Annotated in this window: 11 protein-coding genes; 4 read left to right on the forward strand and 7 right to left on the reverse strand. The window is 60.5% G+C overall.

Annotation, left to right across the window (positions count from 1 at the left end):
* Positions 1-161: 161 nt before the first annotated feature.
* Together sulA and lexA are read right to left on the reverse strand one after the other, a co-directional pair.
* The gene (gene sulA, locus BFW87_RS19595; RefSeq protein ID WP_078741381.1) at positions 162-635 is read right to left on the reverse strand and encodes an SOS-induced cell division inhibitor SulA; all 474 of its coding nucleotides are present in this window, start codon (positions 633-635) and stop codon (positions 162-164) included.
* 10 nt (positions 636-645) lie between these two features.
* The gene (gene lexA, locus BFW87_RS19600) at positions 646-1,254 is read right to left on the reverse strand and encodes a transcriptional repressor LexA (RefSeq protein WP_003172575.1); all 609 of its coding nucleotides are present in this window, start codon (positions 1,252-1,254) and stop codon (positions 646-648) included.
* A gap of 263 nt (positions 1,255-1,517) precedes the next feature.
* Here lexA and BFW87_RS19605 point away from each other — a divergent pair, with 263 nt between their 5' ends.
* A complete protein-coding gene (locus BFW87_RS19605; protein WP_078741382.1) occupies positions 1,518-2,225 on the forward strand; it encodes a TetR/AcrR family transcriptional regulator in 708 nt (235 codons plus the stop codon).
* 134 nt (positions 2,226-2,359) lie between these two features.
* Positions 2,360-3,370, forward strand: a complete 1,011-nt coding sequence (gene nagZ / locus BFW87_RS19610; RefSeq protein WP_078741383.1) for a beta-N-acetylhexosaminidase — start codon at positions 2,360-2,362, stop codon at positions 3,368-3,370.
* Positions 3,371-3,482: 112 nt separating this feature from the next.
* Here the strand turns inward: nagZ and BFW87_RS19615 are convergent, their stop codons facing one another.
* Genes BFW87_RS19615 through mfd form a run of 3 tightly spaced genes read right to left on the reverse strand, consistent with a single transcriptional unit; the run spans position 3,483 to position 10,213 of the window.
* Entirely contained in the window at positions 3,483-6,173 is a 2,691-nt protein-coding gene (locus BFW87_RS19615; RefSeq protein WP_078741384.1) for a DEAD/DEAH box helicase, read from the reverse strand.
* 9 nt (positions 6,174-6,182) lie between these two features.
* Positions 6,183-6,752 carry a CsiV family protein gene (locus BFW87_RS19620; protein ID WP_078741385.1) on the reverse strand — a complete coding sequence of 190 codons (570 nt, stop codon included), beginning with the start codon at positions 6,750-6,752 and terminating at the stop codon, positions 6,183-6,185.
* A gap of 11 nt (positions 6,753-6,763) precedes the next feature.
* Positions 6,764-10,213, reverse strand: a complete 3,450-nt coding sequence (gene mfd / locus BFW87_RS19625) for a transcription-repair coupling factor (protein WP_078741386.1) — start codon at positions 10,211-10,213, stop codon at positions 6,764-6,766.
* A gap of 340 nt (positions 10,214-10,553) precedes the next feature.
* On the opposite strand from mfd, the gene BFW87_RS19630 reads away from it, so the two are divergent.
* Positions 10,554-12,017 (forward strand): glyceraldehyde-3-phosphate dehydrogenase, encoded by a 1,464-nt coding sequence (locus BFW87_RS19630; protein WP_078741387.1) that lies wholly within the window; start codon positions 10,554-10,556, stop codon positions 12,015-12,017.
* Positions 12,018-12,192: 175 nt separating this feature from the next.
* Here the strand turns inward: BFW87_RS19630 and BFW87_RS19635 are convergent, their stop codons facing one another.
* Positions 12,193-13,491: an MFS transporter gene (locus BFW87_RS19635; protein WP_078741388.1), complete on the reverse strand. Its 1,299-nt coding sequence runs from the start codon at positions 13,489-13,491 to the stop codon at positions 12,193-12,195.
* A gap of 258 nt (positions 13,492-13,749) precedes the next feature.
* Complete coding sequence (locus tag BFW87_RS19640; protein WP_078741389.1) at positions 13,750-14,292, reverse strand: chalcone isomerase family protein; 543 nt, start codon at positions 14,290-14,292, stop codon at positions 13,750-13,752.
* A gap of 235 nt (positions 14,293-14,527) precedes the next feature.
* On the opposite strand from BFW87_RS19640, the gene sthA reads away from it, so the two are divergent.
* Entirely contained in the window at positions 14,528-15,922 is a 1,395-nt protein-coding gene (gene sthA / locus BFW87_RS19645; protein ID WP_003189670.1) for a Si-specific NAD(P)(+) transhydrogenase, read from the forward strand.
* Positions 15,923-15,932: the final 10 nt, after the last annotated feature.

The following is a 15,932-nucleotide window of genomic DNA, read 5'->3' on the forward strand; positions in this document are numbered from 1 at the left end:
CTGCGAAGCGGCCCTAAATGGATTGATACGGTATATCAGGCATTCCACGGTGTCTGGTTTTTGGGGCCGCTTCGCAGCCCAACTCGGGGCAAGCCCGCTCGCCACAGCAAGCCCGCTGTTCACAACAAGCCGCTCGGCAGGGCTGATCTGCGGCGCATCGTTTAACCCAATCGAATATTCAAGCTCTGCGCATCGCCCATACGCGCAGCGCTGATCAACTGTTGCTTGGCGGTCGCATTCAACGGGTTCAACCAACTCACGACCGTATGGCTACGGCCCAGGCGCAAGGCCTCACAGGTCAATTGTTGAGCGCTTTGCGTGCCGCGCGGTTGCAGCAGCAGGATGCGCTCACGGTTGAGGCCAGCGTCCCGCAGCCAGGCCTGGGTAAGGCTGGCGGGCGGGGCGATCAGCGTCAGCCAGCGCGCGTCCTGTTCTTCACTGAGTTCGCGCAGGATCGGCGCCAGCAGGCTCAGGCAGTTCCCGGCAGCACCGCGCAACGACAATTCACTGAACGCCTCAGGTTCGGCGCTCCAGGGCGCTTCGACCGTTTCCTTGAGGATGGGCGCAAGGGGTTGGGCCATAAAGGCCTCAAACAGCGACAATTGTGCCTGTTGCGGGGTGTGCATGAACTGCATGGTGCCTCCTTTAGCGGCGAATAACGCCGACGCTCAAGCCTTCGATCACCAGGTCCTGATCTTTCAGGTTCACTTCAATCGGCGCGAACTCAGGGTTCTCGGCCAGCAGCCAGACCTTGCTGCCTTCGCGCTTGAAGCGTTTGACGGTGACTTCATCGCCGATACGGGCGACAACGATCTGGCCATTACGGGCTTCACGGGTGGTATGAACGGCCAGCAGATCACCGTCGAAAATGCCCACGTCCTTCATGCTCATGCCGTGTACGCGCAACAAGTAGTCGGCACGCGGATGGAAGAAAGTCGGGTTGATGTTGCAAGACTCCTCGACATGCTGCTGTGCCAGGATCGGCGCACCGGCAGCCACGCGGCCAATGATGGGCAGTGTCGATTCGTCGGCCTTGGCCTCGAAGCCAGGGATACGAATACCGCGCGAGGCACCCGGGGTCATCTCGATCGCGCCTTTGCGGGCGAGGGCTTTAAGGTGTTCTTCAGCGGCGTTCGGGGACTTGAACCCCAGTTCCAGCGCAATTTCCGCTCGCGTCGGCGGGTAGCCGTTGTCATCGAGGCAGCGCTTGATAAAAGCCAGAATCTCAGCTTGGCGTGGCGTCAGTTTTAGCATGTTGATCGCTCTGTCTTTTTATACAGTGACTGGGATTATATACAGTGAACTGCACTTGGCAATCATCCTTTTCGGGCACTCCGCTGGACGGTCATTCGTCACCCGTCCTACAAGGCAGAGACAGCGCTGCCTACAGACAGGTACGGATGTGATTAAATAGCGATGAAATAGATGACTGCCCGGCCGGAAAACGGACCCGCAGGCTTGACAAGACATACTCTGAAACGTATGTTTCAAACAAGTGTTTGTCAGGCGGAGTAGCCATGGCCCAGTCGGAAACCGTTGAACGCATTCTCGATGCTGCCGAGCAATTGTTCGCGGAAAAAGGATTTGCTGAAACTTCATTGCGCCTGATTACCAGCAAGGCTGGGGTCAACCTCGCGGCGGTGAACTACCATTTCGGCTCGAAAAAGGCCCTGATCCAGGCGGTATTCTCACGCTTCCTGGGACCGTTCTGCGCCAGCCTCGACCGCGAGCTGGAGCGCCGCCAGACCAAGCCTGAGAACAAGCCAAGCCTGGAAGAGTTGCTGGAAATCCTTGTCGAGCAAGCACTGGTGGTGCAACCGCGCAGCGGTAACGACCTGTCGATCTTCATGCGCCTGTTGGGCCTGGCGTTCAGCCAGAGCCAGGGTCACCTGCGGCGTTACCTGGAAGACATGTACGGCAAGGTTTTCCGTCGCTACATGTTGCTGGTCAACGAGGCCGCTCCGCGTATTCCGCCGATTGAATTGTTCTGGCGTGTGCACTTCATGCTCGGTGCCGCCGCATTCAGCATGTCCGGGATCAAGGCGTTGCGTGCGATTGCCGAGACCGATTTCGGCGTCAATACGTCCATCGAGCAGGTCATGCGTCTGATGGTGCCGTTCCTGGCCGCTGGCATGCGTGCCGAAACCGGTGTGACCGACCAAGCCATGGCCGCCGCTCAATTGCGCCCACGCAGCAAGTCGACGCCAGCCACCGCCAAGGCATGATTGCCCCCCGCGTGCGTGGCCGCTAAGCTAGCCGCCATGCCGATTTCAGCTATTTACTCGCAACCCGCTGCACTCACTGCGCCCATCGCGCAGGCTGAGGGCCGCGGGTTGTGTGCGTTATTTAAGGAAGGTTTATGACTGCTGCCCTGCAAGGTTCTTTGATGGTCGACGTTGCCGGTACCTGGCTGACGGCTGAAGATCGCCACCTGTTGCGTCAACCTGAAGTGGGCGGGCTGATCATTTTTGCGCGCAATATCGAGCATCCACGACAAGTGCGGGAATTGAGCGCGGCGATTCGTGCCGTGCGCCCAGACCTGCTGCTGGCGGTCGACCAGGAAGGCGGTCGCGTGCAGCGCCTGCGCCAGGGGTTTGTGCGCCTGCCAGCCATGCGCGCGCTGGCGGACAACCCCAACGCCGAATACCTGGCCGAACAGTGCGGCTGGATCATGGCCACTGAAGTGCTGGCCGTCGGCCTCGACCTGAGTTTCGCCCCGGTGCTGGACCTGGACTACCAGCGCAGCGCCGTAGTCGGCACGCGCTCCTTCGAAGGCGACCCTGAGCGCGCCGCCGTATTGGCCGGCGCCTTCATTCGCGGTATGAACAGCGCCGGCATGGCCGCCACCGGTAAGCACTTCCCTGGTCATGGTTGGGCCGAGGCGGATTCCCACGTCGCGATTCCCAATGACGAACGCAGCCTGGAACAGATTCGCGCGAATGACTTGGTGCCTTTCGCACGTTTGAGTAAGCAGTTGGCGGCGGTGATGCCTGCGCACGTCATCTACCCGCAGGTTGACTCACAGCCTGCAGGTTTCTCACACCGTTGGTTGCAGGACATTTTACGCGGTGAGTTGCAGTTTGATGGCGTTATCTTCAGCGATGACCTGTCCATGGCCGGTGCGCACGTGGTCGGTGATGCAGCCAGCCGGATTGAAGCGGCGCTGACGGCGGGTTGCGACATGGGCCTGGTGTGTAACGATCGCGCTGCAGCTGAGCTAGCACTCACAGCAGCGCAGCGGATGAAAGTCACGCCATCGGCGCGGATTGCGCGGATGCGCGGGCAGGCAATTGCTTCGACGGACTACAAGCAGGACCCGCGTTGGCTGGCGGCGCTTACCGCGTTGCGGGATGCTCAGTTGATCGACTGAAAACCGTGTTGCTGCCATCGCAGGCAAGCCCGCTCCCACATTCGACCGAGTACATATTTTGAAATGCGGTGGATATGTGGGAGCGGGCTTGCCCGCGATAGCGGTCTAACAGTCAGCGCTTCTCTTGCTTATTGGGCAACGGCGCAAACAACGCCTCAATATCGTCGTTACCCAACTGCCAATCCCCGGTGGTACGCCCATCCAGCACTCCCGCCGCCAGGTCGGACTTCTCCTTCTGCAGGTGCTGAATTTTCTCCTCTACGGTGCCGCGCGCAATCATCTTGTACACGAACACCGGCTTCTCTTGGCCGATACGATACGCACGGTCGGTGGCCTGGTTTTCTGTTGCCGGGTTCCACCACGGATCGTAGTGGATCACCGTGTCGGCTTCGGTCAGGTTCAATCCCACACCACCTGCCTTCAGGCTGATCAGAAAAATCTGCAACTTGCCGCTCTGGAAGTCCTTCACCGGGGTGCGCCGATCACGCGTCTGGCCGGTCAGTAACGCATAGGCCACACCGCGTTTTTTCAGTTCGGCTTCGATCAAACTCAGCATCGACGTGAACTGAGAGAACAACAGAATCCGCCGCCCTTCAGCAAACAATTCTTCGAGCATCTCCATCAAGCTATCGAGCTTGCCTGAGCTGCTGCCGCGCGCGGGCAGGGTGGCGTCGTTGACCAGGCGCAAGTCGCAGCACACCTGGCGCAGCTTCAACAGCGCCTCAAGAATGATGATCTGGCTGCGCGCCACGCCCTTGCGGGTGATTTCGTCGCGCACCTTCTTGTCCATGGCCAGGCGCATGGTCTCGTACACGTCACGCTGGGCCTCATTGAGGTCGACCCAGTGGATGATTTCGGTCTTGGGTGGCAACTCGGTCGCCACCTGTTCCTTGGTGCGACGCAGCAGGAAAGGTTTGATCCGACCGTTAAGGTGCTGCAATCGCACATCGCTCGCGCGCTTTTCGATGGGCACGCGGTAATCGCGGTTAAAGCTTTTCACGTCGCCCAGCCAACCGGGCAGCAGGAAGTGAAACAGCGACCACAATTCGCCTAGGTGGTTTTCCAGCGGCGTGCCGCTCAGGCACAGGCGTTGTCGTGCATTCAACTCGCGCGCGGCCTGGGCGGCCTTGCTGTTGGGGTTCTTGATGTACTGGGCCTCGTCGAGAATCAGCACATGCAAGGGCAGGGCGGCCAGCTGTTCAATGTCCTTGGGCAACAGGGCATAGGTGGTCAGCAGCAGGTCGTAGTCCTGCAGGTTCGCGAAATGTTTCTTGCGCGTTGCGCCGTATAGCGCCAGCACCTTGAGTTGCGGGGTGAAGTGCGCCGCTTCGTCGAGCCAGTTGGGGATCAGGCTGGTGGGCATCACGACCATGCAGGGTCGATCCAGGCGCCCGGCAATTTTCTCGGTGAGAATATGCGCCAGGGTTTGCAGGGTTTTACCCAAACCCATGTCATCCGCAAGAATCCCGCCGACGTCCAGCTGGCGCAGCGACTGCATCCAGCTCAAACCTTCCAGCTGATACGGCCGCAAGGTCGCGTTCAAACCTTCCGGCGCCACACAGGCGAAATCCTTGATGTCCCGCAGGCGCTGGGCGAAGTTGCGGATCTTCTCGCCGCCTTCCCATTGCAGCGGCAGGTCTTCCAGCGGGTTCAGGCGAATCGCATCGGCTTTGGCCAGGCGCAGCGTGGTGGTGCCGGTTTCCTGCAGGTAAAACTCGCCGAGGGTGGCCAGAACGGGTTTCAACCGGCCGTAGGGCAGCGCCACTTGCAGCGGGCCGTGGCCGTTGGGCAGGCCGGGAATGTTCACCAGAATCAGCTCGTCGTCACGGCGTCGGGCGAGTTTTTCCGGGTTGAGGATTTCGGTGTGGGAGCGCATCAGGTTCAACAGGATCGGCAGCAAACTCAGGCGCTCGCCGTTGACGATGATCCCCAGTTCCAGGTCAAACCAATCACGCTCCGGGCCTTCATCGACGGTGGCGTACCAGTCATCCACGGCGCTCAGGTCAAAACCGAAATCTTCTTCGATTTGCAGCTCCCAACCCTCGGCCCGCAACGTGGGGGACGCGTTGAGCGTGAAGTTCAGCCAGGCGCTGTCATTGACCAACTCGAACAGCTCGCCGGCACTTTCCGGCAGCGCTTTACTCTGGCGCGTGGCGATCTTGAAACCGAGCAGGCGCAGCTGCTCGCGATAGGGCTGCTCCAGCTCGGGATGCCGCTTGATGCGCAGGCTCTGGGTGTCCTGGCGCACAATGATGTCAGCGTTTTTCTGCCCGCTGACATAGTTGCCCAGGTAGTTGAACGACAGCGCCGCGCGGTGCTGGATATAGCGCTGCATCTTGCCATTGCGTGGCTCAAACGCGCTGAATTCCACACTGGCCAGCCACAGGCGCGGAATGGGCAGCACGTCTTCCATCACCACTTGCGGCAGCACTACGCGGTTATCCAGCACGGCCTGGAGCTTTTCCAGCAATTCGGCATCCTGGGCGGCGGCCGGATAGGCCAGGGTTTCCTGAACCTTGAGCAGCACCGCCGCGATGTGTTTGCAGTTGGTGTGCACCGGGCAGGTACAGCGGCTGTCCACCAGAATCAGCGTGCCCTTGGCCGATTCGCGCAGCGAGATGGTCTGGCGGTAAACGTTGCCGCCCGAGCCTTCGCAGCTGGCCACGATGGTGCTGTCGCCGGACTCGACGATGCGCACGCGGTTTTCCAGGGCGTAACGCCGCCCGCGCTCAAGGCTTTGCTCTTTAAAGCGATTGGCCCACGAAGGGGCCAGGGGTTTGGTCAACTGCGACGTCAGGGGCATGGTGCTGGATCAGTCCTGAATGTCGGGCGGTGGTGCGCTGGGGGGCTTGGCGGTCAGCGAGGTGATCTTGATCAGCAGCGCCAAGTGGCCGCCGTCCAGGTAGTTGAGTTGATTGTTCTTGGTGCGCACGTCTTGCTGGCTCAGGTGTTCGCTGGCAATGACGCTACCGTTGGCGTCGAACTGGTTAATCCAGAAGTCCGCATCGATATCGGTAAAGCGCCCCAGTTGCAGGTTCAGGGTGCCTTCGATGGGAAACTGGCCAAACTGCTCCTGGCCATCGCTGATGGCCAGCTTCACCGGCTGCTCGCCCAGGTTCTGGTCCCAGGCCCGGTGCAGCAACACGGTGTAACTGTTGTCGGCACGGAGTTTGTCGACAATGTTGCCCAGACGAGGCGGGCTCAATGTGTCGCCGGGCAGGCGTGAAGCGCCCGCGTCCCAGTTTTCCGGCGCCGCGCGGCTGTTAATCACCGGTTCGGCGTTCTGGCGCACCAGGATCATTTCCACCAGGTACGGGCTGTCGGCAAACGCCGAAGGGGCAACGACCACCAACAACAGGCTCAGAATGCGGAACAGGCGCATGGGGGCGTCCTTCAAGCGGATTTCGGGATGAGGCGCTCAAACAGCGCCTCTAATGTATTAAAGCGTTCTTCGGCACGTTCCATCGGCACCATGAATTTGAACAGCGTAGCCCCTTCGAACTTGTAGCGGTTGGGCTGGCCCTGAATCAGTTTGATCAGCACCAACGGGTCCACCGGCGTTTGCGCTTCGAATTCGATGCGCCCGCCCTGCGGCCCGGCGTCGACTTTCTTGATACCGAGCTGCTCGGCCTGCAACTTGAGCAGGGTCAGGCGCACCAGGTTCTTGGTCGGTTCCGGCAACAGACCGAAACGGTCGATCATCTCCACCTGCAGGTCCTTGAGGCCTTCTTCGTCGGTGGCCGAGGCAATGCGCTTGTACAGGATCAGCCGCGCATGCACGTCGGGCAGGTAGTCTTCAGGGATCAACGCCGGTAAGCGCAAGTTGATCTCCGGGCCGCCGCCCAGCGGTTGATCAAGGTTCGGCTGCTCGCCTTTGCGGATGGCTTTCACCGCGCGTTCGAGCATCTCCATATAAAGGGTGAAACCCACGGCCTGAATCTGCCCGCTCTGGCCGTCGCCCAGCAACTCGCCTGCGCCACGGATTTCGAGGTCGTTGGTGGCCAGCACAAAACCGGCGCCGAGGTCCTGGGTGTTGGCGATGGCTTCCAGGCGCTTCTCGGCGTCGGACGTAATCTGTTGGCGTGGCGGCGTCAGCAAATACGCATACGCCTGGTGGTGACTGCGCCCGACCCGGCCGCGCAACTGGTGCAACTGGGCCAGGCCGAACTTGTCGGCACGCTCGATGATGATGGTGTTGGCGCTCGGCACGTCGATGCCGGTCTCGATGATGGTCGAGGCGATCAGCACGTTGAAGCGCTTGTGGTAGAAGTCGCTCATCACCTGTTCGAGTTCGCGTTCGCGCATCTGCCCGTGGCCAATGGCGATGCGCGCTTCCGGCACCAGCTCGGCGAGGTCGGCGGCGCATTTCTCGATGGTCTTCACGTCGTTGTGCAGGTAGTACACCTGCCCGCCGCGCAGCAGTTCGCGCAGCAGCGCTTCCTTGACCGTGCTTTTGTTCTGCTCCATCACGAAGGTGCGCACCGACAGGCGACGCGCCGGTGGCGTCGCGATGATCGACAGGTCGCGCATGCCCGACACCGCCATGTTCAGCGTGCGCGGGATCGGCGTGGCGGTGAGGGTCAGGATGTCGACTTCACTGCGCAGGTTTTTCAGCTGTTCTTTCTGACGCACACCGAAACGGTGTTCTTCGTCGATGATCACAAGGCCGAGGTTTTTGATCTTCACGTCTTCCGACAGCAGCTTGTGCGTGCCGATGACGATATCGATCTTGCCTTCTGCCAGGTCGGCGACCGCCGCATTCACTTCCTTGGCGGACTTGAAGCGGCTCATCACCTCCACGCTCACCGGCCAGTCGGCAAAGCGGTCGCGGAAGCTGTTGTAGTGCTGCTGGGCGAGCAGGGTGGTGGGCACCAGGATCGCCACTTGCTTGCCGCCGTGCACCGCAATAAAGGCGGCGCGCATGGCCACTTCGGTCTTGCCGAAGCCCACGTCGCCGCAGACCAGGCGGTCCATGGGCTTGGGCGCAAGCATGTCGGCGCGCACGGCTTCGATGGTGGTTTGCTGGTCCGGGGTTTCTTCAAAGGCGAAACCGGCGCTGAAAGTCGCGTAGTCGGCTTTCGGGTCTGCGAATGCATAGCCTTCGCGGGCGGCGCGGCGGGCATAGATGTCGAGCAATTCGGCGGCCACGTCGCGCACCTGTTCGGCGGCTTTGCGCTTGGCTTTCTGCCAGGTCTCGGAACCCAGGCGGTGCAACGGCGCCAAGGCGTCGTCGCTGCCGGTGTAGCGTGCGATCAAGTGCAGGCTGGCGACCGGCACGTAGAGCTTGGCGCCCTCGGCGTATTCCATGGTGAGGAATTCGGCGGCCTGGTTGTCGATTTCCAGGGTCTGCAAGCCCAGGTAGCGGCCCACGCCGTGGTCGATATGCACCACCGGCGCGCCTTCGCGCAGCTCGGTGAGGTTTTTGATCACTGCATCGTTATTGGCGTCGGCGCGTTTTTCACGGCGGCGGCGCTGCATCACGCGTTGGCCGAACAATGGGCTTTCGGCGATCAGCGCCAGGGCCGGGTCGTCCAGCAGCAAGCCTTCGTCCAGCGGCGCGATGGTGATCGCCAGGCGGTCTTTGCTTTTTACAAAGTCCGGCCAGCTGTCGACGGTTTTCGGGCGCAGCTTCAGGCGTTCGAGCAACTCCAGCAGCACTTCGCGGCGGCCGGCGGATTCAGCAGTGAACAGCACGCGACCGGGGAAATCACCGAGGAAATTCGACAGTGCTTCCAAAGGTTGCGTGGCCTTGGCCTGAATCGCCAGATCGGGCAGCGTTTGCGCGGGGAAGCGCTCGCGGCCGGCGCCGCTTTCCACATCCTGTTGGCTGGCAACCACGCGCGGCCAGTTTTTCAAGCGCGCAAAGCAGTCTTCCACCGGCAGGAACAACTCGGCGGGCGGCAATAAAGGCCGGGCGGGATCGACGCGGCGCTCTTCATAGCGGTTGCGCACGTCGTTCCAGAAGTTTTCCGCCGCCTGCTCGATGCCGGGCAGCGAGAACACTTGGGTGTCCTGCGGCAGGTAATCGAAGAGCGTCGAGGTTTCATCGAAGAACAGTGGCAGGTAGTACTCGATACCTGCCGGTGTAATCCCGCTGCTCAAATCCTGAAAGATCGGGCAGCGACGGAAATCCACATCGAAGCGTTCACGAAAGCGCGCCTTGAAGCGCGTGACCGCGTCTTTTTGCAGCGGGAATTCCCGCGCCGGCAGCAGCTTGACCGACTCGACCTTGTCGATGGAGCGCTGGTTTTCCGGATCGAAGGTGCGCAGGGTCTCGATTTCGTCATCGAACAGGTCGATGCGAAACGGCAGTTTGCTGCCCATTGGAAACAGGTCAATCAAGGCGCCACGTACCGCGAACTCGCCGTGCTCGTACACCGTGTCGACGCAGCGGTAGCCGCTGGCTTCCAGGCGGGTGCGCATCTGCTCCACATCCAGCTTCTGGCCGACATCCAGCACCAGGCTGCTGCCCAGCAGGAATTTGGTCGGCGCCAGGCGATGCAGGGCCGTGGTGATCGGCACCACCAGCACGCCGTGGGCCAGTTCCGGCAGGCGGTACAGGCTGGCGATACGCTGGGAGATGATGTCCTGGTGCGGCGAGAACAGGTCGTAGGGCAGGGTTTCCCAGTCGGGAAAATGCAGCACCGGCAAATCCGGGGCGAAGAAGCTCAGCTCCTGCTCCAGCCGCTCGGCACTTTGGCTGTCGGCGGTAAGCAGCAGGGTAAAGCGCTTGGCTGCGCTGGCAGCCTCGGCAATGGCCAGGCTCAGGGCGGCACCGGGCAGGTTGCCCCAGTGCTGTTTGCCTGCCGCAGCAGGGAGAAGCGGTAGACGCAGGACGGGCACGGAAGGTTGAGCTCCAAGCGTTGCGACAAAGTCGGTAATTGTAACGGTCCCGGGCGCCGTCTGTCAGTTGCTGACTGAGCCTATTACGGTTTGCCGGAAATGTAGTGGCTAAGACAAACAATGGCGCGTTTTGACTCAATATGTAGTGTCAAAAAGCACGAGGTTTTCGGAGAGTTACGGACAAGTTGACCTTGTCGCTCGCAAGGTGGCCTTCTGGAACCCGCGTATTTACTGGGCTCCAGCGCGGTGTCAATTTTCCGCAAGCGCTTTTTGTTGCCTGGGGCGCATTGCTCCGAGGGCGGTCGGGCGGCATAATGTAGCCCCTTTTTTCTGCCCCTACATGTGGAAGGTTCCCGTGACTCAGAAGCCCGACCAGTGTCTTGGTGAATGGATCGACCGTGAAGCGCTCGCTGAAGCGATGATTCCGCTTATCGGTCAGCTGTACCGCAATAACAATGTGGTGAGCTCGATCTATGGCCGCAGCCTGATCAACCAGTCTGTCATCGCGATTCTCAAAGCCCACCGCTTTGCGCGTCACCGTTCCGCCGACGACAGCGAACTCTCCGTCCACGAAACATTCCCACTGCTTAAAGCCATGAGCGAGCTCAAGCTCGGCGCGGCTTCGGTAGACCTGGGCAAGCTGGCCTACAAATTCCGTAAAGAAGGTGCCGGCCGCAGCGCCGAGCAGTTCGTGCGTGAAGAAATGGCCGATGTGGTTGGCCAGCAAAACGCCGCTGCCCGCAAAGGCACTGACGTGGTGCTCTACGGCTTCGGTCGTATCGGCCGCCTGCTGGCGCGCATCCTGATTGAAAAAACCGGCGGCGGCGACGGCCTGCGCCTGCGTGCCATCGTTGTGCGCAAAGGCGCCGAGAACGACCTGACCAAACGCGCGAGCCTGTTGCGTCGCGACTCGGTACACGGTCCGTTCAACGGCACCATCGTCATCGACGAAGAAAACAACACCATCACCGCCAACGGTAACCTGATCCAGGTGATCTACGCGAAGAACCCGGCTGAAGTGGACTACACCCAGTACGGCATCAAAGACGCACTGCTGGTGGATAACACCGGTGTGTGGCGCGACGCCGAAGGCTTGGGCCAACACCTGGCGTGCCCGGGTATCGACCGTGTTGTCCTGACCGCACCTGGCAAGGGCAAGCTGAAGAACATCGTACACGGCATCAACCACGGTGAAATCACCGCAGACGACAAGATCGTGTCCGCCGCTTCCTGCACCACCAACGCCATCGTGCCGGTGCTGAAAGCGGTGAACGACAAGTTCGGCATCGTTAACGGTCACGTTGAAACGGTTCATTCGTACACCAACGACCAGAACCTGATCGACAACTTCCACAAGGGCGATCGCCGTGGCCGTAGCGCCGCGTTGAACATGGTCATCACCGAGACCGGTGCTGCCACCGCTGCTGCCAAGGCCCTGCCTGAACTGGCCGGCAAGCTGACCGGTAACGCGATCCGCGTGCCGACGCCAAACGTGTCGATGGCCATTCTCAACCTGAACCTTGAGAAAGCCGCCACCCGTGAAGAAATGAACGAGTACCTGCGCTACATGGCGCTGCACTCCGATCTGCACAAGCAAATCGACTTCGTTAACTCGCAGGAAGTGGTCTCCACCGACTTCGTAGGCTCGCGCCACGCCGGTGTGGTGGACGCTGAAGCGACCATTACCCAGGACAACCGCGTTGTCCTGTACGTGTGGTACGACAACGAGTTCGGCTACAGCTGCCAGGTGGTTCGCGTGATGGAAGACATGGCCGGGGTTAACCCGCCGTCGTTTCCGCGCTAAGCAATAGTGCTGAATGAAAAAGCCCCGACTGGTTCGGGGCTTTTTTGTGGCTGTGAGTTTTGTAGTGAATGTGAGGGCCTCTTCGCGAGCAAGCCCGCTCCCACATTTTGACCGCGTTCTTCCTGAATAAACGCGGTCAAAATGTGGGAGCGGGCTTGCTCGCGAAAGCGGTCTTTCAGGCACCGCCTACCACAGAGGCCTGCGCCGTCCTCAGCTCATGTCGATTACCCTTGAACAGCACCAGAGTCGCAATCAGCCCCAACACCGCCGCACCACTCAGCCAAATCCCCGGCGCCGCCTTGTTATCCAGCACATGAATCAGATAAGTACACGCCGCCGGCGTAAACCCACCAAAGGTCGCCGTCGCGAGGCTGTAGGCCAGCGAAAACCCGGTGGTCCTCACCTCAATCGGCATGATCTCGGTCAGCGCCACCACCATCGCCCCGTTGTACGAGCCATACAGGAACGACAACCACAACAACACAATCAGCAAGTGACTGAAACTCGGGTTCGCCACCAGCCACGACAGCGCCGGATACGCCGTCAGAATCGCCAGAATCGTCGCCGCCAGCAGCAGGGGTTTGCGCCCGATCCTGTCGGACACCGCACCCATCACCGGCAGCCAGATGAAATTGGAAATGCCCACGCACACCGTCACCAGCAATGCGTCGAAGTCGGACAAGTGCAGTTCCGCCTTGCCAAAGGTCGGGGTGTAGGCGGTGATCAGGTAGAACGACACGGTGGTCATCACCACCAGCGCCATGCCGGCGATCACGATGCCGAAGTTTTGACCGATCGAGCGGACAATTTCCTGCAGGGTAGGGCGGTGTTTGCGCGCCTGGAATTCAGGCGTTTCTTCCAGCGAGCGGCGAATCACGAAGATCACCGGCACGATAAGGCAGCCGATCAGGAACGGCACGCGCCAGCCCCAGTCACCCATTTCTTCGGGGCTGAGCCAGTGGTTCAAGCCCACGCCGAGCAAACCGGCGAACACCACCGCCGCCTGCTGGCTTGCGGACTGCCAGCTGACGAAGAAGCCCTTGCGGCCCGGTGTAGCGATTTCCGCCAGGTACACCGACACACCGCCCAGTTCGACGCCCGCCGAAAAACCTTGCAGCAGACGGCCAAACAGCACCAACAACGGCGCCGCGACACCCAGGGTGGCGTAACCGGGCACGCAGGCAATCAGGACGGTACCGGCGGCCATCATGGCCAGGGTGATGACCAAACCTTTTTTACGGCCGTGGCGGTCGATGTAGGCGCCGAGGAAGATCGCGCCCAGTGGCCGCATCAGAAAGCCCGCGCCGAAGGTGGCGAGAGAGAGCATCAGGGAGGCGAAGGCGCTGTCGGTGGGGAAGAAGGTTTTGGCAATGGCCGTGGCGTAGAAGCCGTAGACCATGAAGTCGAACATTTCGAGGAAGTTACCGCTGACAACGCGAAAGATCGCTTTGCCTTTGCCGGTTGAAGTGGGCATGTCATGCACTCATCTTGGCTATTTTATTGGTGATCCCTGGTCTTTGTTCATCCCTGCTGCCGTTTTGTAACCATATGTGTATTAACCACTACCGGCAATAGAAATCGATAGCTAGCTGACTAAATGCGGCAAGGTCTGAGAGCGATGAAAATCTAAATGTGGGAGCGAGCTTGCTCGCGAAGGCGGTGTGTCAGTTATTGATAACCTGACTGACACACCGCCTTCGCGAGCAAGCCCGCTCCCACAGGGGATAAGGGTTTAATTCAGGAGGGTGTTGCGCAGGCTGTCCGACAGACCCTTCGGCGCCAGCCAGATGCCCAGGTAAGCCCGCGCCAGCTCATCATTGCGACTGCTGAACACCACCTGGTCATTGATCTCCAGATTCAGTCCGCGCCCGGGGCGAAAATCCAGGGCGTACCGGTCGCCGCTGCGGATGTCGCGAAAACGGGCGTGCAGTTGATCCAGTTCAGGCTTCAAGCGGGCGAGGGTGGCGGCTGTTTGTTGGCGTTCGAGGGCAGTGGTCGCCGCTTTGATCACATCGCTGCGGTCGATGTCGCGAAAGTAATACAGCGCCAGGCGCAGGTCTTTTTGCTGATCCCAGGCTTGTTTCGCCGGGATGTCTGCCGGCGCGTACAGCCCTGCCGCGTACACATCCGCCCAGAGGTAGACCAGCACCGTCTGGTTTTTCAGCGACAGTTGATGAAGTTCTGCGGGGAACGCCGCCTGCCGCAGGCGATCGGCTTCACTGGCGTGCACCACTAGCGAAAAAATCAGCAATAAACAGAAAACGACATGCCGCATAATGGCTCTTCCTGCAAAGGTGCGTGTCAGCAGTGTAATGCCAGTTTCCTGTTCCTGTAGTAAAGGCAAGACTGGCCTACGACGCGACCAAGGGTTAATGTGCGCGGGCTTGAGCCTTATATAGACTGTGCCCCGGCTCACACACTTGAGCCAAAAATTTCCTTCATGCCCGCTGGCCGCGGCATGATTTAGCCAGGCGTCCAACCGTACGCCTGGCCTGTTCTGAGGAGTACGCATGGCTGTCTACAACTACGACGTGGTAGTACTGGGTTCCGGCCCGGCTGGAGAAGGTGCGGCGATGAACGCTGCCAAAGCGGGGCGCAAGGTGGCGATGGTCGATAGCCGTCGCCAGGTCGGCGGTAACTGCACCCACCTGGGTACCATCCCGTCCAAGGCTTTGCGTCACTCGGTGCGCCAGATCATGCAGTTCAACACCAACCCGATGTTCCGGGCCATTGGTGAGCCGCGCTGGTTCTCGTTCCCGGACGTGTTGAAAAGCGCCGAGAAAGTCATCTCCAAACAAGTCGCGTCGCGTACCGGCTACTACGCCCGTAACCGCGTCGACCTGTTCTTCGGCACCGGCAGCTTTGCCGACGAGCAAACCGTCGAAGTGGTCTGCGCCAACGGCGTAGTCGAGAAGCTGGTGGCCAAGCACATCATCATCGCCACCGGTTCGCGCCCGTATCGCCCGGCCGATATCGATTTCCACCACCCGCGTATCTACGATAGCGACACCATCCTGAGCCTGGGCCACACCCCGCGCAAACTGATCATCTACGGCGCCGGCGTGATCGGCTGTGAATACGCCTCGATCTTCAGCGGCCTGGGTGTACTGGTCGAGCTGGTGGACAACCGCGACCAGTTGCTGAGCTTCCTCGACTCGGAAATTTCCCAGGCGTTGAGCTACCACTTCAGCAACAACAACATCACCGTGCGCCACAACGAAGAGTATGAGCGGGTCGAAGGCCTGGACAACGGGGTGATCCTGCACCTCAAGTCCGGCAAGAAGATCAAGGCCGACGCCTTGCTGTGGTGCAACGGGCGTACCGGCAACACCGACAAGCTGGGCATGGAAAACATCGGGGTCAAGGTCAACAGCCGTGGCCAGATCGAGGTGGATGAGAACTACCGCACCTGCGTGCCGAACATCTACGGCGCCGGCGACGTGATCGGCTGGCCGAGTCTGGCGAGTGCCGCGCACGACCAGGGCCGCTCGGCGGCGGGCAGCATCGTCGACAATGGCAGCTGGCGGTATGTGAACGACGTGCCAACCGGGATCTACACGATTCCCGAGATCAGCTCGATCGGCAAGAACGAACACGAACTGACCAAGGCCAAGGTGCCTTACGAAGTCGGCAAGGCGTTCTTCAAGAGCATGGCGCGTGCGCAGATCGCCGGTGAGCCGCAAGGCATGCTGAAGATCCTGTTCCACCGCGAGACACTGGAAGTTCTCGGCGTGCATTGCTTCGGCTACCAGGCCTCGGAGATCGTGCACATCGGCCAGGCGATCATGAACCAGCCGGGCGAGCAAAATACGCTCAAGTATTTTGTGAACACCACGTTCAACTACCCGACCATGGCTGAAGCCTATCGGGTAGCGGCCTACGACGGCCTCAACCGGCTTTTTTGAGCGGCTCCGG

This window comes from Pseudomonas fluorescens, assembly GCF_002022275.1.
Classification (GTDB): Bacteria; Pseudomonadota; Gammaproteobacteria; order Pseudomonadales; family Pseudomonadaceae; genus Aquipseudomonas; species Aquipseudomonas fluorescens_AJ.

Bases quoted from the DNA above. Each gene is read 5' to 3' on its own strand.
- sulA (WP_078741381.1), bottom strand. From the start codon at position 635: ATGCAGTTCATGCACACCCCGCAACAGGCACAATTGTCGCTGTTTGAG.
- lexA (WP_003172575.1), bottom strand. From the start codon at position 1,254: ATGCTAAAACTGACGCCACGCCAAGCTGAGATTCTGGCTTTTATCAAG.
- BFW87_RS19605 (WP_078741382.1), top strand. From the start codon at position 1,518: ATGGCCCAGTCGGAAACCGTTGAACGCATTCTCGATGCTGCCGAGCAA.
- nagZ (WP_078741383.1), top strand. From the start codon at position 2,360: ATGACTGCTGCCCTGCAAGGTTCTTTGATGGTCGACGTTGCCGGTACC.
- BFW87_RS19615 (WP_078741384.1), bottom strand. From the start codon at position 6,173: ATGCCCCTGACGTCGCAGTTGACCAAACCCCTGGCCCCTTCGTGGGCC.
- BFW87_RS19620 (WP_078741385.1), bottom strand. From the start codon at position 6,752: ATGCGCCTGTTCCGCATTCTGAGCCTGTTGTTGGTGGTCGTTGCCCCT.
- BFW87_RS19630 (WP_078741387.1), top strand. From the start codon at position 10,554: ATGTGGAAGGTTCCCGTGACTCAGAAGCCCGACCAGTGTCTTGGTGAA.
- BFW87_RS19635 (WP_078741388.1), bottom strand. From the start codon at position 13,491: ATGCCCACTTCAACCGGCAAAGGCAAAGCGATCTTTCGCGTTGTCAGC.
- BFW87_RS19640 (WP_078741389.1), bottom strand. From the start codon at position 14,292: ATGCGGCATGTCGTTTTCTGTTTATTGCTGATTTTTTCGCTAGTGGTG.
- sthA (WP_003189670.1), top strand. From the start codon at position 14,528: ATGGCTGTCTACAACTACGACGTGGTAGTACTGGGTTCCGGCCCGGCT.